This is a genomic window from Propionispira arboris, assembly GCF_900109225.1.
Lineage (GTDB): Bacteria > Bacillota > Negativicutes > Selenomonadales > Selenomonadaceae > Propionispira > Propionispira arboris.
This window is the reverse complement of record NZ_FNZK01000020.1, coordinates 64,335-84,915: the sequence shown is the minus strand read 5'-3', so window position 1 is coordinate 84,915 and position 20,581 is coordinate 64,335. Positions and strand designations below refer to the sequence as shown.

The 20,581-nt window shown below is 37.4% G+C and carries 15 protein-coding genes; 11 read left to right on the top strand and 4 right to left on the bottom strand.

Annotated elements, in window-relative coordinates; genetic code table 11:
- Positions 1–293 precede the first annotated feature (293 nt).
- Positions 294–689, top strand: coding sequence for a bacteriohemerythrin (locus BMY14_RS16995; RefSeq protein ID WP_019554042.1), 396 nt, complete (start codon positions 294–296; stop codon positions 687–689).
- A gap of 403 nt (positions 690–1,092) precedes the next feature.
- Here BMY14_RS16995 and BMY14_RS16990 read toward each other — a convergent pair whose 3' ends face one another.
- Together BMY14_RS16990 and BMY14_RS16985 are read right to left on the bottom strand one after the other, a co-directional pair.
- Complete coding sequence (locus BMY14_RS16990) at positions 1,093–1,317, bottom strand: hypothetical protein (RefSeq protein ID WP_091834450.1); 225 nt, start codon at positions 1,315–1,317, stop codon at positions 1,093–1,095.
- Between the two features lie 114 nt (positions 1,318–1,431).
- On the bottom strand, positions 1,432–3,462 hold the full coding sequence (locus BMY14_RS16985; RefSeq protein ID WP_091834447.1) for a sigma-54 interaction domain-containing protein: 2,031 nt from the start codon (positions 3,460–3,462) through the stop codon (positions 1,432–1,434).
- 298 nt (positions 3,463–3,760) lie between these two features.
- Here BMY14_RS16985 and BMY14_RS16980 point away from each other — a divergent pair, with 298 nt between their 5' ends.
- The 6 genes from BMY14_RS16980 (at position 3,761) to BMY14_RS16955 (ending at position 10,699) form a co-directional block, all read left to right on the top strand.
- On the top strand, positions 3,761–4,432 hold the full coding sequence (locus BMY14_RS16980; RefSeq protein WP_019554045.1) for a nucleoside recognition domain-containing protein: 672 nt from the start codon (positions 3,761–3,763) through the stop codon (positions 4,430–4,432).
- The gene (locus BMY14_RS16975; protein WP_091834444.1) at positions 4,419–4,904 is read left to right on the top strand and encodes a YjiG family protein; all 486 of its coding nucleotides are present in this window, start codon (positions 4,419–4,421) and stop codon (positions 4,902–4,904) included. Before BMY14_RS16980 ends, BMY14_RS16975 begins: the two co-directional genes overlap by 14 nt.
- 33 nt (positions 4,905–4,937) lie before the next feature.
- Entirely contained in the window at positions 4,938–6,125 is a 1,188-nt protein-coding gene (iadA, locus tag BMY14_RS16970; RefSeq protein ID WP_091834442.1) for a beta-aspartyl-peptidase, read from the top strand.
- 172 nt (positions 6,126–6,297) lie between these two features.
- Complete coding sequence (locus tag BMY14_RS16965; protein ID WP_091834440.1) at positions 6,298–6,561, top strand: hypothetical protein; 264 nt, start codon at positions 6,298–6,300, stop codon at positions 6,559–6,561.
- A 238-nt stretch (positions 6,562–6,799) separates the two neighbouring features.
- A complete protein-coding gene (locus BMY14_RS16960; protein WP_091834438.1) occupies positions 6,800–8,782 on the top strand; it encodes a methyl-accepting chemotaxis protein in 1,983 nt (660 codons plus the stop codon).
- 309 nt (positions 8,783–9,091) lie between these two features.
- Entirely contained in the window at positions 9,092–10,699 is a 1,608-nt protein-coding gene (locus BMY14_RS16955) for a spermidine synthase (protein WP_091834436.1), read from the top strand.
- A gap of 91 nt (positions 10,700–10,790) precedes the next feature.
- On the opposite strand, the gene BMY14_RS16950 is transcribed toward BMY14_RS16955, so the two are convergent.
- On the bottom strand, positions 10,791–11,666 hold the full coding sequence (locus tag BMY14_RS16950) for a mechanosensitive ion channel family protein (RefSeq protein ID WP_245741463.1): 876 nt from the start codon (positions 11,664–11,666) through the stop codon (positions 10,791–10,793).
- Positions 11,667–12,158: 492 nt separating this feature from the next.
- Between BMY14_RS16950 and BMY14_RS16940 the strand changes: the two genes are divergently transcribed.
- Positions 12,159–15,815, top strand: coding sequence for a dynamin family protein (locus BMY14_RS16940; protein WP_091834433.1), 3,657 nt, complete (start codon positions 12,159–12,161; stop codon positions 15,813–15,815).
- 297 nt (positions 15,816–16,112) lie between these two features.
- Complete coding sequence (locus tag BMY14_RS16935) at positions 16,113–16,709, top strand: nitroreductase family protein (RefSeq protein WP_218144927.1); 597 nt, start codon at positions 16,113–16,115, stop codon at positions 16,707–16,709.
- Between the two features lie 83 nt (positions 16,710–16,792).
- Here the strand turns inward: BMY14_RS16935 and BMY14_RS20680 are convergent, their stop codons facing one another.
- A complete protein-coding gene (locus BMY14_RS20680) occupies positions 16,793–16,942 on the bottom strand; it encodes a hypothetical protein (protein WP_019554054.1) in 150 nt (49 codons plus the stop codon).
- 417 nt (positions 16,943–17,359) lie between these two features.
- Between BMY14_RS20680 and BMY14_RS16930 the strand changes: the two genes are divergently transcribed.
- Together BMY14_RS16930 and BMY14_RS16925 are read left to right on the top strand one after the other, a co-directional pair.
- Complete coding sequence (locus BMY14_RS16930; RefSeq protein ID WP_091834430.1) at positions 17,360–19,522, top strand: PTS sugar transporter subunit IIABC; 2,163 nt, start codon at positions 17,360–17,362, stop codon at positions 19,520–19,522.
- A 144-nt stretch (positions 19,523–19,666) separates the two neighbouring features.
- A complete protein-coding gene (locus tag BMY14_RS16925) occupies positions 19,667–20,479 on the top strand; it encodes a PRD domain-containing protein (protein WP_091834427.1) in 813 nt (270 codons plus the stop codon).
- Positions 20,480–20,581: the final 102 nt, after the last annotated feature.

Sequence of the window (20,581 nt, the reverse complement as noted above, 5' to 3'; positions counted from 1 at the left end):
TTTATCAAGTACTGGGGGAAAAACAAGTAATAAAAACTTGTCGCAAAGCATAATAATCTCTGGGGTGAAGAAGACGATGGGAAAATTGTGCATACGTGGTAGTGGCGTAAAATAATATTGATTTTTTTCCTAAACTCAAGTATACTAAATTACAATTTAGTATATCTGTTAAGCTAAAATATTGATTAGACAGATAGCTAAAAACATCGATGTTGATGGGGTGGCACTTTGCTGCCTCATTTTTGTTTTATTGTCGATGATGATAAGTAAGAAGTCAAGGAGATGGTTAGATTATGATAAAATGGAAAGACGAGTATAGTATTGGTGTAGAATGTGTGGATGAGCAGCATAAAAAATTATTCGAAATAGCAAATAGGAGTTACGATCTTTTACGGAATCAATTAATTACAGATAAATATGGGAAAATCATTGAGATCATTGATGAATTGAAAAATTACACAATTTATCATTTTCAAGCCGAAGAAGACTATATGAAAGAGATTGGCTATAAAAAATTTTTATCACAAAAGGTCGCACATAATGATTTCTTAGAGAAAATGGACAATATCGATGTTGAGCAAATTGATGATGGTCAAAATGAATATTTAATAGGAATTTTGGATTTTGTCAGTGAGTGGCTTGTTGAACATATTTTAAAAGAAGATAAATTGATCGCAGTAAGTGAATAAAATGGAATAGTTAATACTTTAAAAGGACTGTCAAACTAACACATAATCTAAATAAAGATGCAGAAATAATTATTGCATCTTTATTTAGAAAAAATGGTTAGACTGGCAGTCTTTTATTTTTGCGAATATTATTTTTAGTGATTTCGGTATGATATATAGAACGCATTAAAGAAATTACATCCAGTCTATCAGTCTGCCCGGAATGGGGTATAGGGCATCGTTTGCTTCCTACGTAACGCCCCTCAACCCTATACCCCATTCCTGACGATTGCCACATAAAATGTTTAATGCCATATATAGTATGAATATTTTATAGTACACAGATAATTGCTGATGAGAAGAGTAACATAGAAAAATAAGCAAAAAAATCCGCGCCAACGTGATGCGGCGCGGATGAGAAATATTATTTATCTGTTTTGTGGGCATGTTCGCAGCAAGATTCTTTTTCTTTGACAGCGATTTTGAAGCTTTCATACGTTTTACAATAAAGGTCATATATTTCGTTTTCAGGCAATGCATGCAGATTTGGTATATTTTTTAGTTTGAGAAGGGTAAGGTCATGCAGAAATTCGCATTTTGTACCATACTTTTTATCATGCCCTTCAGGTTTAGTGCTTTTTGATCCCATAATATCACCTCGTTTCGTGTTATAGTACAATATTTCGCTGATCGTAAAGAAAGACCTGCTAACAAATTGTAAAAATTTAATTTAAAGGAAAATTTAGGGAGGCTTTGATGAAATTCATATTTTATCGCAAGAATCGGGAGTGTGATATTGTTTATTTTCATACAGGGGGTTTATTTTTAAACCACTTCGTCCTTTTTGTGAAATAATCCAGGTTTCTTTTGCCAATTCTTCTAATAAAACACGTACTTGATTTTCTGGAATGATTAAATTTTGTGCTAATGAGCGACGACCGATTGAACGGTTTTCCTGATTAGCTTGTTTTATTTCTTGGCATATAGATGCTTTTAGCTGGTTTTTATTTTTTGCTGCCGAAGGTTTAAAATTGCAACTACTTTGGAGTTCTTCTGGCAAGTCAGTAAAGTGCGGTGGTTTGTTTTGACAAATATTAAGCAGATATTCTACGATATTTTGCAGTTCACGAATATTTCCCGGCCAGTTGTATTTCAAAAGATAAGGCGCTATATATTGAAAGTACATAGTAGCTTGATTAGAATCTTTACTATGGGTGTAGTTTTGATAAAAAACTTTGCATAATAAAAGAATGTCATCCACACGCTCTCGAAGGGGTGGGATTTTAATGGGCAGTACATTTAGTCGATAATACAGATCCTGACGAAATAACCCTTTTTTTATTAATGGCTTTAAATCTTGATTGGTGGCGACAATCACTCTAACATCAATCGGGATTAGATTTGAACTGCCAACGCGTCGGATTTGCTGTTCTTGTAAAACGCGCAATAATTTTACCTGGAAAGGCAGCGGCGCATCACCTATTTCGTCGAGAAAAATAGTTCCTTTATGAGCAGCTTCGAATAAACCAGAAGAACCACCTTTGTTAGCACCTGTAAAAGCTCCCTCGGTGTAACCGAATAGTTCTGATTCAAGTAGATTTTCGGTGAGTGCGGCAAAATTTACGGCAATAAATGGGCCGGCATGGCGAGGTGAAGCATTGTGTATGCTTTGAGCAAGCAGTTCTTTACCAGTACCGCTTTCACCTTGAATTAAGATTGTTGAGTCAGAATGTGACATTTTTTTGGCGATTTCTAGTGTTTGCCGAATTTTTTTACTTTGACCGACAATTTGCGCAAATGTATAACGGGCGACATTGTGCTCTTGGAGCAGTTTACGTCGGACCGATTCTTCCAGTCTTCTTATTTCGGATACATCTTTAAATGTATAAACTTTGCTATTATCATTTGTTTCAGGATACAGTGTAGAAACGGTTACGAGGAGATGGTGTCCATTTACTTTTAGCAAAGCTTCTTGTGAATTCATTTTTTCTTGGAAAATTTGTAGAATATTTGGATTGGTTATTTTATCGATGGGTGAGTGTAATGCATTTTGTGCTTGAACGTGAAGCAGCTTTTCTGCGATTGGATTAAATACGGAAATTTGTCTCATTTCATCCGTCGCGATAATACCATCATGAACGGTGTTTAGAATCGTTTCGAGTTGGGTTTTCATTTTATTGCTTTCATAAATCATTTGGTTTCCATTTTTTATTAGTTGAAGTATATCTTGCATGTAATTTGCGGAGAGAAACTCTGCATATAAATCTAATAAACGCAATTGAAGTAGCAATTCAACTAGTGTTGTGATGTCAATTAGACGGGCTTTTATATCAATGATTTCGTCGACAAAATCAGGAACTCGTTCTTTTTCACCGGGTGTTACTGCGATTTTTAATCTTGGATAACTTATTAGTCCCTGTGCAAACGGGTAATAGTTAATATGGTCAATACCCAGCGTTTGCAGGAGTGCAATAGTTTGATTGGCACTTGCTAATGAGTCATTAACTAATAGGACGTCAGTTCCGGCCGATATTTGAAAAAGTTTATTTACTTCATGGTAGTTAATGGATCTTCTAGCAATTAAAATTGGACATGTTTTATTTACATACGGTTTAGTTCTTCGATAAGCAAGCTGACTCGCAAATAAAATAAGATCGGCTTTTATATTGTGAGGCAGGCTTCCTTCGGCATAATAATGACTAACATTTACTTGATTACCTAAAAGTCGGTGTAATTGTTCGCGACAGGCAAGGGCTGTGTTTTTTCCAATAGCAATAACAACTAAACTTTTCATGTAGACGGTGGATACCTCCTGCTGCAAATTCACTTTAAGGGATTTAAAAGGGAAATAAAAAGGGTTATATATATCATTTACCTTATTGTAAAGAAATCCTGCTTTTATGATTCATGGAAAGGGCATAAGTATTAAAGTATAGTAAGCTGAATATTTGTAAATATAGGTAATACGCCTAAAACGCCTTTATTTTATCATAAGTTTAAAGTTTTTTAAAATACTTTAAAACTTGGCACATAATTTGCTGTATATGTAACTGTAAATTATTTTTTTATAAACTGGGGAGGTCAATTAACAGATGAAAAAAGAAAATGAAGGAGAACTAAAGGTACCGTGGATTGGATATGTGGCATTCTTTTTTGCTGTTTTAGTGTTTTCAGGAATATTTTCATCATATGACGGATGGTTACGTGTTTTTGATTTTAATGTATTAAATGGATCTTTTGGTAAAATTGAAGGCGTCGAAAAAGTTTTCACGTTTCGTGGTGCTGGGGGAACTGGTGCGCGCGATGGTTTTTTATTTGCATTGGAATTAATTCCAGCCGTTATTTTAGCATTAGGTCTTGTTAATGTGGTAGATGGTTTGGGGGGATTAAAAGCAGCACAAAAAATAATGTCACCTATTTTGCGTCCATTACTTGGTATTCCAGGGGTTGCTGCCCTGGCAAATATTGCAAATATGCAAAGTACCGATGCGGCGGCAGGAATGGTTAAAGAATTGGTGGATTTAGGTGAAATTACGGATGAAGAACGTTCCGTGATTATTGCATATCAGACTAGTGCGAGTGCATTTATTACAAACTATTTTTCTTCGGGACCGGCAGTGTTTTCGTTTATGCTAGTGCCGATTATTGTGCCAATATTGGTTATGTTACTGTTTAAAGTAATTGGTGCGAATTTACTGCGATTATATTTTAAATTTGTTTTAAGAAATAGATTGAGCGGAGGTGCTAAAAATGGCAACGAATGATGATGTGATAGTAGAAAAGAAAAATATTCTTGATTTATTTATTGAAGGAGCTCAGCGTGGTTTTACGATTGGAACTACGAGTCTTTTACCAAACGTAGTGATGGCATTTGTCATTATTCGAGTGCTGGACGTCACGGGACTTTTGAAATTAATTGGTATTGTTTTTGCTCCGATTATGGCACTTTGGGGACTTCCGGGCGAAGCTGCAACTGTCATTATAACGTCACTTATGAGTATGGGCGGGGCGATTGGTGTAGCGGTAGGCCTTTATACAGGAGCGAATCTTGATGCAACACAGGTTACAATGCTTGTTCCGGCAATTTATTTAATGGGGAATCCTGTACAGAATATTGGACGCTGCTTAGGAATTGCTAATGTGAATACAAAACATTATGCGGCTATATTAGGGATTTGTGTAATTAATGCATTACTGTCTATATGGTTTATGAGATTTATTTTAATGTTTTTTTGAAAATGCTTTTATTAAAAATAAAGGGGCGAGAATATGATACAATCTAAAATTTTTTTCACGCTATTGCGGAATGTGAAGATAGTTGCACCAAATGATTTAGGCTGTCAAAATATTTTAATTGCTGGTGATAAGGTCGCCGCGATTGGAAAAGGTCTAACAATACCACAAGGTTATTGTGTTGAAGAAATTGATTTGTCAGGTCATACATTAATGCCAGGTTTTATTGATAGTCATGTTCACATGATTGGTGGCGGCGGAGAAGGTGGTTATGCCACGCGCACACCGGAAATTGTACTTTCTAAAGTAACTACTGCGGGTGTAACTACATTGGTAGGGTGCCTTGGTACAGATGGAGTAACACGGCATGTAGAGAGCTTACTGGCAAAAGCTCGTGGCTTGGAAGCAGAAGGTCTTTCCACTTACATTTATACTGGTGCATATGAAATCCCCACACCAACCATTACGGGCAGTGTGCGAAAAGATATTATAATCATTGATAAGATTATTGGTGCAGGTGAACTGGCGATGGCAGATCATCGTTCGGCACAGCCAACTAAAGATGAATATCAAAAAATTGCTGCAGAAGCTAGAGTGGGCGGTATGCTAAGCGCTAAAGCTGGAATTATTGATATGCATATGGGGGATGGAAAAGATGGCATGAAGTTGCTATTTGAAATAACAGCCAATGGTGAAATTCCCAAATCACAATTTTTACCGACGCATGTTAATCGGAATAAAGAGTTATTTGCACAAAGTATTGAATGGGCAAAACAAGGTGGTATGATGGATATCACATCAGGGGTTAGTCCGGCGAGTGGTTCAGTGAAAGCTATTAAACCAAGCCAGGCTGTGAAAAAAGCACTGGAAGCTGGTGTTCCCTTAAGTCAGATTACGATGAGTTCCGATGGCAATGGTAGTATGCCAATATTTGACCAACAGGGTAATACAATTGGGGTAGGGGTTGCCAGTCAATTTTCAATGCTGGAAGAATTTCGTGACATGGTTACAATAGAAGGTATTGCAATCAGTGATGCAGTTCAAGTTATTACCACAAATGTAGCTAAAATTTTAAAAATATGGCCGCAAAAAGGTTGTATCCAAGTAGGCAGTGATGCCGATTTTACAATTATTGATGATAAATTTGTTTTGCAGCATGTTTGGGCAAAGGGACAACATATGGTTAATAATGGGAAAGCTGTTGTTTTGGGAACGTTTGAGTAGAAAAAATATAGAATATATTTAAGTAAATGTCAAAGGCATCCATCCAGTGTTCCTTTTAACTGCACAGTTTAAAAGCAATGTCGAAATATTTAGCTGAGTCATTTAAGGGGCAATAAAGAATTTGCAAAATAAAGGAACGAGTCCGTAAAGATTCATCTAAGGAGGCTATGCAATGAATGTTTGGATTGTATTAATACCGCTAGTAATAATAACAGCATCTTATTTTGAGATTTACAGGTTGAAACATATTACGGTTGCATATAAAGATGATTTTGGATGTGTCCGGGGCTATGCTTTTGATTATGCTTATCCGCTGCAAGAGAAGTGGATGAATATTTCAGAATTCGAAAAATATGTAGCAGCGAAAAAAAAATTACCCGAGGTCAAGATTGAACGAATAAAAGTAAAAACGGAATGGAAAGTGCGTAGAGTATAAATGACTCGAGTACATAAAATTCTTGTTATTACCACTTTGTTAGCTTGTTAAATTTTTGTTAAGATATTGGAAACTTTAACAAGCATTTGAGTTTGTCATGGACAAAAGTCCCGCGATGCGGTAAAATATTGAACAAGCAGAAGTAAAAGATTTTGTTGGTCAATGATGACTATGGGATACAATTGTACTCCATAGTCTTTTTTTTTACACTGCATTATTTACGGGTGGAGGGCTATATATGAATCTGAAAAAAAAACTAATGCTTATCTTTTCGTTCTTGATGGCAACGTTGCTGGTGCTTATTTCCTGCTCAGCCTATTTTTATACGGAGAAGATGTTGAAAAATGAAATAGAGAAAGGTGCGAAAGCGATCGTAGATGCTTCGACGAAAGATCTTGATGGATGGCTTTCTGGAAAAGCCGCTGTTGTAAAGACTAAAGCAATGACTATTCAGGCATTAGCTGGTGACGGCATGGTTACACTGCCAATGCTTTTGGGATTTGATCAGGCGGATAAAGAAATCAGTGATTTATATTTTGGACAAAATTCAGACGGTAAAATAATCGATGGTAAACTTTGGATACCACCAGCAGATTTCGATTCACGTACGCGTTCTTGGTATAAAGATGCAATTGCGGGAAATGGGTTGACTTTTGGTGAGCCGTATTTAGATGGTGTTACAAAAAAAATGGCATTGCCAGTGGGGATGCCATTGAAAACATCGACGGGAGAGGTTCGGGGTGTTTTGTCAGCCGATGTGCTTATGGATACGGTATTTAGTACCATCGCTAAGATTCGCCCCTTTGATGACAGTTTTGCTTTTTTATTAAATAAATCAGGCACGATTCTAGCTTATTCAGAAGAATCGGTACAAAATAAAAATATCAAAGATGTCGAGGCTCTCAAACCAATTTATGAGGTCTTAAAGGGAACGGAAAATCAAGATAAGGGAATTTCCTCTTATACGATGAATGGGAAAGATTATTTGTTGGTTTTTGAAAAAGTACCATCAACGCAGTGGCTATTGGGAATCAATATTCCGGTTTCAGTGGCGTATGCACCATTAGCTACTTTGCGTTGGATCTTTATTTTCGGTACATTACTAGCACTTATTATTGTAGTATTGGCAACGTGGATTATCGCTAAGCGCATGGCGCAGCCGTTGGAACTTTTGACACAGTATGTAGAGAAAATTGCAGAAGGTGATTTTACACAGAAAGTTGATATTACAGGTGAAGATGAAATTGCAGTACTTGCAGCAGGGTTTAATAAAATGCGGGATGCGCTGCGGGCGTTGATTCGCAAAGTTGCCGATCAATCGGAGCACATGGCCGCTGCCAGTGAAGAGCTAACCGCAAGTGCACATCAAACGGCACAGGCAGCAACCCAGGTTGCCGGGTCGATTACCAATGTGGCTGAGGGCGCGCATAAGCAGATGAAATCTGTAGAAGAAGCGTCTATCGTAGCAGTTGAGATGAAAAATAATGTAGAAGTGATTGCAGTGGATAGTGGTAAAGCTGTAGCCGAAGCAAGGCAGGCAGCAGAACATGCAGAGCGTGGCAGTAGTGATGTTGACATCATGGTAAGTAATATGCAGGATATAGAACAGTCGGTACAATCATCCGCTGCAGTTATCGGTAAACTGGGGGCACAGTCGCAAAAGATTGGTCAGATTACAGAAACGATTTCCGGAATTGCTTCACAAACAAATTTACTGGCACTTAACGCAGCGATTGAGGCAGCCCGTGCTGGTGAACAGGGACGAGGCTTTGCTGTAGTAGCAGAGGAAGTTAGAAAACTGGCAGAAGAAGTTAAAAAAGCGGCACAGAAAATTTCTGAAGAAATTATCACAGTACAGAGTGATACCGAAGCAGCTGTCTCTGCGATGGCGGAAGGTAACCAAAAGGTGAAGGCTGGCGTTGAAAGCGTTCATATGGTCGGTGGTAGTCTCAAATCAATTGTCCAGCTTGTGCATCAAAGTAGTGATGGGATGGAAGGAATTCAGCTGGCACTCAAGAAAATCGTTGATGGCAGTCAACGTATTGATTCTTCGGTGAAGAATATCGATGCTATCAGCAGAGTATCTACGGATGAATCGCAGATGGTGTCCGCGGCGGCTGAGGAGCAGCTCGCATCTATGGACGAAATTTCGTCTGCGAGCCAAAGCCTGGCGCAGATGGCGCAGGAATTGCAAGCGGCGATTTCCGTCTTTAAAATTTAATTGTAAATGCATAAAAAGCTGAACCTCGGAATTTTGAGGTTCAGCTTTTTATCGAAATATACTTATTTTAATAAGAAATAGAACTTTTGCTTGTGTAGGCTAAAATAAGTGAATTTTGTTTATAAAAGGAAGCTGTAATTGATTATGCTTTAGTATATACTTAAAAAGTAATCAGGATAATCAAATACATGTAAAACTCATTAAAGAAATTACAGCTAGTCTGTTAGTCGGACAGAAATGGGGTATAGGGCGTATAGAATATTTAATGCAACATATAATAAATTCAAGTCTTATTAAAGGAGCAAACAAATGGAATCACGGAGTATTTTAACGAATAAATATTACCTATATGTGACCGAGTTTTTTGCAGGAATGTCAGTTATGGCAGTTGAACTTGCGGCAAGTCGACTTTTAGCACCGTATTTTAGTTCATCACAGATTGTCTGGACAATTATAATTGGAACGATCATGATCGCGATGGCTTTGGGGAATATTTGGGGTGGCAGAAGTGCTGATAAGAATCCGAATCCTGATGTATTATACATGCGGTTGATCATTGCCGCGCTTTGGATTGCCGCAATACCTTTGTTGGGGAAATATATCATTTTAGCGGTGTCGGCAGCACTGGTTTTGACTATAAATAGTAATTTTTTGGCTTTCGCAGCCTTTTTATCCTGTATGGTTATTTTTGTATTTCCGCTTTTTTTATTGGGGACAGTTACGCCTTCACTCGTGAAATATACAGTAGATAGTTTGGCTGACAGTGGGAAAATTGTAGGTACGCTTGTTGCTGTGAATACAATAGGTAGTATTCTTGGTACATTTCTGCCAACTTTTGTTACGATTCCAGCCGTTGGGACATCCATTACATTCTTATTGTTTTCAGGAATTTTACTGCTTCTGGGTTTGATTTACTTTATCCAGAAAAAAACGCAGAAAGTGAAATGCAGCATCAGTGTTTTTTTATTTATTCTTTGCAGCATATTTGGTTCTGCCGATCGTTTCGCATTTTGGGAAAATAATCTCTTATATGAAGGCGAATCGATTTACAATTATCTTCAGGTCAAAGAAACCAATGATAGTATAATCCTTTCGACGAATGTACTTTTCGGTGTTCAATCTATCATGAAAAAAGATGATAGTTTGACCGGCATGTATTATGATTATGCACTGGCAGCACCAGTCATGTCCGGTCTTAATGCTAAAGAAAATGCAAAAGTTTTAGTGCTTGGTATGGGAACGGGAACGTATGCCAAACAATGTCAAAAATATTTTAGCAATGCGTCCATTGAGGGCGTGGAAATCGATCAGAAAATCACGAATTTAGCAAGTGAATATTTTAAACTTCCCAATACTATAAAGGTGACTACCTATGATGGACGAGCCTATTTGAATGCAACGGATGAAAAATATGATGTAATTATGGTGGATGCCTATCAGGATATAACGATACCTTTTCAGATGTCTTCATTAGAGTTTTTTACGCTGGTCAAGAAGCACTTAACCAAAGATGGTATTATGGTTGTAAATATGAATATGCATACTGAAAAAGAGGGAAATATTAATCAGTATTTATCAGATACCATTGCAAATGTTTTTGACAAGGTTTATACAGTGAATGTGGCAAGAGGAACAAATCGGGAATTGTTTGCTACGCAAAATAAGGACATTGCTGAAACTTTTGCCAAAAATACGATGCAGCTAAGGGATAGTGCGTTAAAAGGCTTGATGCATAATATTAAGAGGGATATGAAGCTTTATCAAAAAGGTGACTATCTTTTGACCGATGACAAGGCTCCAGTGGAACTTTTGGGAATGCGGGTAATTGATGAATTAATCCAGACCGAACTAAGTTATTATAAAGAAATATTTAAAACAGACGGGGTAAATGGAGTATTGAAAAATGTATTATTTTGAAACGATATAGAATTCTCTTGGAATTTTAATTGAATTAAATAATTTTAATTTTTATGCTTGTCTAAGAATTAGCAAATTCTACAGACAGCTTTTATTTTGACTTAGATACTACCGGAGGCGTTATTGTTTCTAATTTTCCGTTTGGATCTGGTATAGAATCAGGAACTTTTCCTTTTGCAAATGAAAGGATTATGTTTTCTTTTTCGTAACGAGTATAAAGTCTTTTTATGAATTCATGTCGAACCAGGGCTTGGTCGGCGAAGGTTTTTACTCGTAAAATTGCATAAAAATTAATACTGGATTCAGCAAACCCGATGTATCGTATATACGGCTCAAAACTTGTGACTCCCCCTTCTGCCTCTTGAAGAATCTCATGGGCAACAGCAATTGTAATTTTTTCTACATAAGCTAAATTACTTCCGTAACTAACGCCAAGAGGAATCGTGATGGAACATTCAGCAAATGGTTGTGCATAATTCGTGAGTGTAGAAGAAGCAATTTTTTGATTGGGGACGACTACCATATTTTCAGAAGGGGTCTTTATTGTAGTGTTGCGCCAGCTTAAATCCACTACCTGACCTTCTTCACCAGTAGCTAATTTAACGAAATCGCCGATCTTGATTTGTCTGGAAACCAGCATATTAATACCGGAGAATAAATTTGTTAAAGTGTCCTGTAGTGCCAAAGCAGTAGCCAAACCACCGATTCCTAAGGCTGTGAGGAGCGGAGAAATTGAAATCCCAAAAGATTCAAGTAAAATTAAAAAACCGATACTGTAAACGATCAGATCAATTGCTGTGGGCAATATAGAAGTAGCACCGAAGCTATTTGATGTTTTTCCTATTTTTTGTTTAAAATAACTTGAAAAAAGATGGGCGATAAAAAGTGTCAGTACCATAATGTTAAGCGCACGAAATAGATAGTGAAGAAATTGTAGTACTGGTGGCGGAAAATCGAGAATATCCATAGCTAAGTACAGACCAATAAGAATGCCTAATAATGTGGGTATTCCTTTAAATGCACGATGCAGTAAGGTGTATGAAATATTGGTTTTTTTGTAATTATTTTGAGTAGTTTATAGAATACTTTTTGGATTATAAAAATTCCTACTCCCAAACAGATGAGGCCTACGACTAGATGTGTCTCGAAGTTTCCATGTACGATTCTGTCTTTTAGTTTTATAAATAAATCAATCATTATGCTCTCCTTTTAAAATTTTTATGGATAAGGGTCATCTATAATATTTTGGTTGTTATTAATTTCTTCATTCTACTACGTAAAGGTACAAGAATGCAAGAATCATAAGATTATTTAGTTCATAACGGTGATGATAAATGCGGTAGAGCATTTTCATTTCATCATACTATCTGTATATAACGAATAATATAAGATTGCTTATTTATATCCTGATAGTATAAAATATATGTATTATGAAGTTGTTTATAAGGAGAAATGGTTTATGGTTCAAACGACGGAGCGTCAGGTGGAGATTCGATCGTTAAAAGGGAAACTTTTAGCGGCTTATGAATATTTAGTCGAACACAAGGATCAGGAAAATGCGGAAAAAGTTAAGCAATTAGCAGATAAATTAATGAATGAAGAATTTACCATTGCTTTTTGCGGTCATTTTTCGGCAGGAAAATCAAAGATGATCAATCGTGTAGTAGGCGGGAATCTTCTGCCATCGAGTCCGATTCCGACCAGTGCAAATCTTGTAAAAGTCAAAGAGGGTCAAGAGTTTGTAAAGGTCTTTTTTAAAAATGAAAAGCCGCGGTTATATCTTGCTCCTTATGATTATGAAATGGTGAAAAATTATTGTAAGGACGGCGACCAAATTCAGGAAATTGAAATTAGTCATATAAGTTCGAACCTTCCTGATAAGACTGTTATTATGGATACACCAGGGATTGATTCAGCAGATGATGCACATCGTCTGGCCACAGAATCGGCAATTCATTTGGCGGATCTGATTTTATATGTCATGGACTATAATCATGTGCAATCGGAACTAAATTTTATGTTTACCAAGGCATTGACTGCAGCTGGCAAAGAATTTTGTCTTGTCATTAACCAAATTGATAAACATTCTAAACAAGAACTTTCTTTTACTGACTTTAAAAAGAGTGTGGCAGATTCCTTTTTATCATGGGGTGTTAAGCCCGCGCGTATTTTTTATACATCATTAAAACAAGACGATCATGAATATAATGAATTTCCCCAACTTCAAGTTTACTTGGCGGAGCGGTTACAGGCAAAAGACAGTTTATTGCTGCAGTCGATAGAGAATTCTTTGCAGAAAATTATCCAGGATTATTTTGTCTCCACGAAGAAAATGGCTGAGCAAAAATCTCAACCTTTTCGGGATATCTTACATGAATTATCGCCTGAGGATCAGGCTGCCTTAGAAGATACATATAGTAGTCTATGCAACGCAAAACATGAGTCGGAACTTGGGGCTGAGCAGGCGGAAAGCAACTTTGATGCCTCAATCAATAAAATTATGGACAATGCTTATTTGATGCCGTTTGAAACCAGATCTTGTGCGGAATCTTATCTTGCAGCTTGTGATCCTGGATTTAAAGTAGGTTTTTTATTTACAAAACAAAAGACATTAAGCGAAAGACAATTGCGGTTGGAAACTTTCTACAAGGCTATCCTCGAAAAAACAAAGTCGCAGATTGAATGGCATTTGCGTGATTTCTTATTGCAGTTTTTACGCAGTACGCGTGTGGATAATAAAGAGTTATTGGAAAAAATACAGAACTTTCATATTGAGTTTCCGCATGAATTATTAGAAGCTGCTGTGAAGCCGGGCGCACGTCTGTCTGGTGAATATGTTTTAAATTATACAGCGAATGTGGCTCATGCCATTAAGTCGTTTGTGAAAACTGTGTTAAAGGCACTTAAAAACGAAATTTTGCAGGCTGCTGCGGAAAAAAACGTAGATATTCAGGCGACTCTGCAGGAGAAATCTGTGCACTTAGAGCGTTATATTGCTGCTTTAAAACAGCTGAAAAAACAAGAATCCATTACCAGTTTACTAAAAGACAATCTAGAAAAGCTGCTATGTGAGGAAGCCCCTGATTTATCGGTGGATCGCCTTAATTTATTTGCTTTACGTGAAGTCGGGTTTGAGGTAATTTCTGGAGATACCCTCACCGCGGCAACAGAAAAAAAGGCAATAAATATTGTGCATATGCCAGTCGTGTTGGGGAAAAATAAAATACCGCATAAATCAGTGGATCATATGAAAGCTACTGCGGAAAAGTTGAAGCAGACAGCACAGTTAGTTCAAGACCTGCCAGGGTTTAAAAAGATTGCCAATGAACTGATGGAAAAAGCAGCAAGGCTTGACCATAAAGGCTTTACGGTTGCATTATTCGGGGCATTTAGTGCCGGAAAGTCTTCTTTTGCCAATGCCTTGATCGGAGAGCGAGTGCTACCTGTTTCACCAAATCCGATGACAGCGGCGATCAATAAAATTAAGCCAATTCATGGCTCTTATCAGCATGGAACGGTTATCATTCAAGTCAAAACAGCAGATGCTATGCTGGATGATGTAAATCATGCCTTGAAATTATTTGATTTATCGGCAGAGAGCTTAGCTGATGCATGTAAGCGAATCGAAGAACTGCAGGGGGATTTGACTCAGCAGGGGGCTGCTGAAAAGACAAATTATACGTTTTTGAAGGCTGTTAGTCGAGGTTATGCTTTCTTTTATGAACAGCTCGGTATGGTCCTTACAACGACAGTTCATGAATTTAGTGATTATGTTGCGCTGGAAGAAAAATCGTGCTTTGTCGAATGGATTGATCTTTATTATGATTGTCCATTAACGCGTCAGGGCATTACACTCGTAGATACACCGGGGGCAGATTCAATTAACGCACGTCATACGGGTGTTTCCTTTGACTTTATTAAAAATTCGGATGCAATTTTATTTGTAACGTACTATAATCATGCTTTTTCTAAAGCGGATCGGGAATTTTTAATTCAACTTGGGCGGGTAAAAGATTCGTTTCAGTTGGATAAAATGTTTTTTATGATCAATGCCATTGATTTGGCGGAGAATGAGGGAGAAAAGCAAACTGTAGTTGAATATGTTCAGCAGCAGCTTATAAAGTATGGCGTGAGAAATCCCCATTTATATCCTTTATCAAGTATTCAGGCACTTAGGGAAAAACAAGAAAAAAGTACAATTGATGCATCGGGGCTGAGAGCCTTTGAAGATGCTTTTTATCATTTTATTACTAATGATTTGGCGAATATGGCGGTTGCTGCATCGGAAAACGAACTGTGTCGGGTGTCGCGTGTTGTCGAGAAACTCATTGCAAGCACCCAGGAAGATGCTGTGATAAAACAGCAAAAGTCTTCTCATATTCAAGCTGAGAAAGCGGCGATAACAAAAGTTTTGGTCGGGCAAACAGTGGAGGCGTTACAAAATCGTCTGTATCAAGAATGTGACGAATTAATTTATTATATTAAGCAGCGGGTGTTTTTCCGCTTTGGCGATTTTTTTAAGGATTCATTTAATCCTACGCTGCTGAGGGATGATGGACGTAATTTAAAAAAAGCCTTGCAAGATGCTTTAGGGGAATTGCTCGAACAAATTGGTTTTGATTTTGCTCAGGAACTGCGAGCAACCACGGTGCGGCTTGACCGTTTTGTGGAAAAAATAACGGTAGAATATCAGCATAGTTTGATGGAACGTCTTTTTGAGATTAACACGGATCTATCTTTTTCTTTATTTGAATTTAAAGGTCAAATCAAAATTGACTTTGAAACAGCATTTCAGGATATTCAGGCAGGTTTGTTTGTAAAAGCTTTGGCTTATTTTAGAAATCCAAAATCTTTTTTTGAAAAAAATGACCATACGTTAATGCGTGAAGAGCTAGAAATGGTGCTGAAGCCATTAGCGGATGTTTATTTACAAAAAGAGCAAAAAAGGTTAAAGGCTCTTTATGGAAATGCTGTGGATAACGAATGCAGTCAACTAATTCTTCAGATGACCCGGCAGGCGGATGATTTTTATTTGAGTTTACTCTCGGCTTTAGACGGTGGAGTCCAAGCTGAGCGACTTTTTATAGTTCAGCAACGTTTAAATGAACTGAAATAAATAATACACACGGTTTAACGTTTGAACGTGTCACTTCGGAAAATCTCCCACTTGAAATTTCAGGTGGGAGGTTTTTATTTATCTTTGTGTAATTTTAAAAATAATAATTGCTATCAATTACTTGACAAACTTAAGTAATTGATATAATATAATTACATAAAGTAAGTTACACACTTATTGAAAGTTGTTTGTGTGTGACATAAAATGATATTACAGTCATTTATTTATGATTCAAAATGTGTGTTGTTAAAAATATTTTTAATGAAAATGGATAGGCAAAGAGAGGGGATTTTTATAATGAGATCATTTAAAGAAGCAGTGGTTAATCGTCGGACAAATTACGCATTGGGAAAACAAATTGAAGTTTCACCCGCACAAATTATTGAGGTTGTAGAAAATATGGTAAAGGAAGTTCCATCTTCTTTTAACATGCAGTCGGGAAGAGTTGTTGTTGCTTTTGGGGATAACCATGATAAAATATGGAATATTACCCACGATACTTTACAGGCAATTGTACCAGCCGAAAATTTTGCAGCTACAGAAGAAAAAATAAAGGGATTTGCAGCCGCTTATGGGACCGTACTCTTTTTTGATGAAACAGAAACTGTCCAAGGTATGCAAAAACAATTTGCTGCTTATGCGGATAATTTCCCAATTTGGGCACAACAAGCCAATGGAATGCTTCAGTTTGCTATTTGGACGGCTTTGACGAACTTGGGATTAGGAGCAAATCTGCAGCATTACAATCCTTTAATTGATGATCAGGTAAAAGCAGCATTTGCTATACCAGCAAGCTGGAAGTTAATTGCGCAAATGCCGTTTGGTCAGCCTTTGCAGGCAGTTAAAGCAATTGAAAAATTACCAATCGAACAGCGTGTTAAGATTTTTGCTTGAGTGAACCCTTTTTATGAAAGCAAAACCCCCAGACTTTGATAAGTCTGGGGGTTTTTGTTTTCATAAAAATAATTTTGTAAATTTTATATTATTGGTTTTTTATTAGATGCTACGGGTGTGAATTCAACTTCAGCCGTGCCTACATAAATTCGTTCTCCGGTCGTTTTGTCACGACGATAGATTTTATATATACCGGGTTCTTGCGGAAGATCAAAATTTAAATCCGTTGTCATTTCAGTTCACGTCCTCTCAATTTCAAAATATGTTGCGAAAACACAATCCCATTTTACTATGGTATATTTTTGAAACTTAACTGAGGAGGTAATCTATGCAGCAATGCGTATTTTTTAGTTACATTACTACATAAATAAAGATTCTATTTTTTGTTAGATATCTCCTGCAAGAGTCATAAACAGAAATAAAGGCGGCTTTTTATATTTGTAGGGGAGAATAATACTTTACGCATATGGTGAATGAGTTTGACCTGTATTGACAACATAAATGATATAGTATATGATACTAGTGCAATAAACAAATAATATAGTGTGTTACTGGTTATGCAGGCATTAACTATCATGGAGGCATCTTTTTTGATGTGTCACGGTAGTTGGTGCCTTTTTTGCTTGTAACAAAACGAAAGGAAGAAATCAATGAAAGACGAAATTTTTAGTGTACTGCAAAGAGTTGGTCGAAGCTTCATGCTGCCGATTGCAATTTTACCAGTAGCCGGTTTGTTACTTGGTGTGGGCAGTTCTTTTACGAACGCAACAACAATATCTACATATGGATTAGGAGAATTTTTAGGTGATGGTACAATCCTTCATGCGTTGCTTGTTATTATGAGTAAGGCGGGGAGTGCTATTTTTGATAATTTGCCAATTATTTTTGCCGTAGGTGTTGCTATTGGGATGGCAAAAGCAGAAAAAGAAGTGGCAGCGCTTTCTTCGATGATAGCATTTTTTGTTATGCACGTTTCGATTAATGCTGTACTCGTTTTGACCGGTAAGGTTCTAGCGAATGGTACAGTGGCTCCTGGCGTATTGGAAGGAACGATTGCTAGTGTCTGTGGTATTCCTACTTTACAGATGGGCGTATTTGGTGGTATTATTGTCGGTCTCGGTGTTTCTTCATTACATAATCGTTATCATAAAATCGTATTACCGGATGCACTATCCTTTTTTGGTGGTTCAAGATTTGTACCAATTATATCTACCATTGTGTATCTTTTTGTAGGTATTGTAATGTATTTCATTTGGCCAGTGGTTCAAAATGGTATATTTGCGTTGGGTGGACTGGTGACAGGAACTGGTTACATTGGTACCTTGATCTTTGGTATTGTAAAACGGGCACTTATTCCATTCGGTCTGCATCATGTATTTTATCTTCCTTTTTGGCAAACTGCCGTTGGTGGCAGCATGGTTGTTGATGGGAGTTTGATTCAGGGCGGTCAGAATATTTTCTTTGCCCAACTTGCTTCGCCTAATGTAACGCATTTTAATGCGGATGCGACAAGATACTTTTCTGGTGAATTTATTTTTATGATTTTCGGTTTACCAGGAGCAGCACTTGCCATGTATCGTTGTGCGAAACCGGAAAAAAAGAGGATCGCAGGCGGGCTCTTACTTTCAGCGGCACTCACCTGTATGTTAACGGGGATTACCGAACCAATTGAATTCTCTTTCTTATTTGTAGCACCTATGCTGTTTTATGTGCAGGTTATACTTGCCGGTGCTGCCTATATGATTGCCCATATGCTCAATATCGCAGTGGGGTTAACTTTTTCGGGTGGTTTGCTTGATCTCTTTATCTTCGGTATTTTACAAGGAAATGATAAAACAAGCTGGCTCTATATTATACCAGTGGGCATTCTCTATTTCTTTCTCTATTACTTCATTTTTACGTTCTTGATCAAAAAATTCAATCTTAAGACACCCGGTCGTGAGGATGAAGATGAAGAAACAAAGCTTTATACAAAAGCGGATGTCAATGCACAAAAAGCGAGCGGGACGAATGTTGAACGTGGTGATGATGCCTTAAGTTCTGCTATTGTTCAGGGATTGGGTGGAAAAAAGAATATCACATCTGTAGATTGTTGCGCAACAAGGCTTCGCTGCTCCGTAGAAACTTCTACTTTGGTCAATGAAAAACTGTTGAAACAGACTGGCGCTGTTGGTGTTATCAGCAAGGGTCAGGGTGTGCAGATTATTTATGGACCAAAAGTGACGGTCATTAAATCGAATCTTGAAGATTATCTCGAAAATGCTCCTGATGAATTGGCAGGGCCATTGGAAATAGCTGTTCTTAAAAATGAAGTTTCTGAACCTGACGCAGCTGCAAAACAGACAGGCCCAACAGCAGCGATGGAAAAACATATTCTTTGTTCGCCGTTTACGGGTCTGATCAAACCAATTACGGAAGCTCCAGATGAAGCATTTGCCAGTAAAATGATGGGAGATGGCTATTTCGTAACTCCATCCGATGGAGACGTGTTTGCACCAGCTGATGGTGAAGTTATGTTTGTTTTTGAAACAAAACACGCAATTGGTTTACAATCTTCTGATGGTACCGACTATCTCATTCATGTTGGCGTAGATACAGTGAATCTTGGTGGCAAAGGATTTGAGGTATTTGTCGAAAATAATCAGAAAATCAAAAAAGGCGATAAACTCATGCATTTTGATGTAGATTATATTAAGGAAAATGCTACTTCGGATGCTTGTTTGGTGATTTTTACGGGGCTGCAGGAAGGTCAGGAAATTCATCTGCAAAAGATGGGAGCTGTCCAGGCTTTAAATGAAATTGCCTGGTATTGAAATCACGGAAGAAAGATAAACTTTCCATATATAAGAGTTTGGCGTGAAGAAATCCCCCTGCGGATGACGTTTTTCTCGTTATAAGGTATAATAGCTATAAGAAAATAGTTAATGGTCAGGGTTCTGTAAGGGGGATTTATTACTGTGTATCGGATCGTTAAGGTTTTGAATAATAATGGATTGTTGACACTCGACGAAGCGAACAGAGAAATCATTTTGCTCGGTAAAGGAATTGGTTTTTGCAAAAAAAATGGTGAACGTATCGATCATATTAAAGATGCAAAAATTTATGAGCTGGTTTCTCGTACCAATATATCTGCATTGCAGATGGTAAATGGAATTGCACCAGCCTACATTGAAATTACGGCACGGATTATTGATGAAGCTGAATTGCAGTTTGAAAAAATAAATCATGATATTCTGCTGCCTATGGCTGATCATATTGCTTTAGCAGTAAAACGTGCCAAGGAGGGGAAAGAATTGCCCAATCCCTTTCATCAGGATATCATGGCTATGTTTCCCGATGAATATAAAGTAGCAGAAAAAGGCAGACAAATTATCAAAGAAATCTCGGGGACAACAATTTCTGAAGATGAAGCCGGTTATATTACACTGCATATCCATGCGGGGTTATCCGATGAAAATGTATCCGAAGGTTTGAACACAGCCCGCTTGGTAAAAAAAACGATTGGGACAATAGAAGCTGAATTAAAAAAAACTTTTATTAAGAATTCTTTAGGCTACAATCGATTGGTAAGTCATATCCGTTATATGATCGTGCGCATCATCAAAGGTGAACGTGTGAATATTGATATGGAGAATTATGCGAAGCAAAGTTTTCCCGAAGCTTATGTACTGGCCCAAGCAATTTGTGAGGATTTGGCCCAAGAGCTTGGGCGAAATGTGGCACAGGAAGAAATCGGCCTGCTTGGTATGCATATCCAGAGAGTTTTATAAAAGCAGATAGAAGTTCCAAAACGTTTTACAGATGAAATAGAATGGCAAATGATTTTGCGGAAAACTGTATCTATAGCTGTCAGGTTACATTATGAAAATGAT

Excerpts from the sequence above, each read along its gene's own strand:
- BMY14_RS16995 (WP_019554042.1), top strand. The coding sequence starts at position 294 with ATGATAAAATGGAAAGACGAGTATAGTATTGGTGTAGAATGTGTGGAT.
- BMY14_RS16990 (WP_091834450.1), bottom strand. The coding sequence starts at position 1,317 with ATGGGATCAAAAAGCACTAAACCTGAAGGGCATGATAAAAAGTATGGT.
- BMY14_RS16985 (WP_091834447.1), bottom strand. The coding sequence starts at position 3,462 with ATGAAAAGTTTAGTTGTTATTGCTATTGGAAAAAACACAGCCCTTGCC.
- BMY14_RS16980 (WP_019554045.1), top strand. The coding sequence starts at position 3,761 with ATGAAAAAAGAAAATGAAGGAGAACTAAAGGTACCGTGGATTGGATAT.
- BMY14_RS16975 (WP_091834444.1), top strand. The coding sequence starts at position 4,419 with ATGGCAACGAATGATGATGTGATAGTAGAAAAGAAAAATATTCTTGAT.
- iadA (WP_091834442.1), top strand. The coding sequence starts at position 4,938 with ATGATACAATCTAAAATTTTTTTCACGCTATTGCGGAATGTGAAGATA.
- BMY14_RS16965 (WP_091834440.1), top strand. The coding sequence starts at position 6,298 with ATGAATGTTTGGATTGTATTAATACCGCTAGTAATAATAACAGCATCT.
- BMY14_RS16960 (WP_091834438.1), top strand. The coding sequence starts at position 6,800 with ATGAATCTGAAAAAAAAACTAATGCTTATCTTTTCGTTCTTGATGGCA.
- BMY14_RS16955 (WP_091834436.1), top strand. The coding sequence starts at position 9,092 with ATGGAATCACGGAGTATTTTAACGAATAAATATTACCTATATGTGACC.
- BMY14_RS16950 (WP_245741463.1), bottom strand. The coding sequence starts at position 11,666 with ATGGATATTCTCGATTTTCCGCCACCAGTACTACAATTTCTTCACTAT.
- BMY14_RS16940 (WP_091834433.1), top strand. The coding sequence starts at position 12,159 with ATGGTTCAAACGACGGAGCGTCAGGTGGAGATTCGATCGTTAAAAGGG.
- BMY14_RS16935 (WP_218144927.1), top strand. The coding sequence starts at position 16,113 with ATGAGATCATTTAAAGAAGCAGTGGTTAATCGTCGGACAAATTACGCA.
- BMY14_RS20680 (WP_019554054.1), bottom strand. The coding sequence starts at position 16,942 with ATGACAACGGATTTAAATTTTGATCTTCCGCAAGAACCCGGTATATAT.
- BMY14_RS16930 (WP_091834430.1), top strand. The coding sequence starts at position 17,360 with ATGAAAGACGAAATTTTTAGTGTACTGCAAAGAGTTGGTCGAAGCTTC.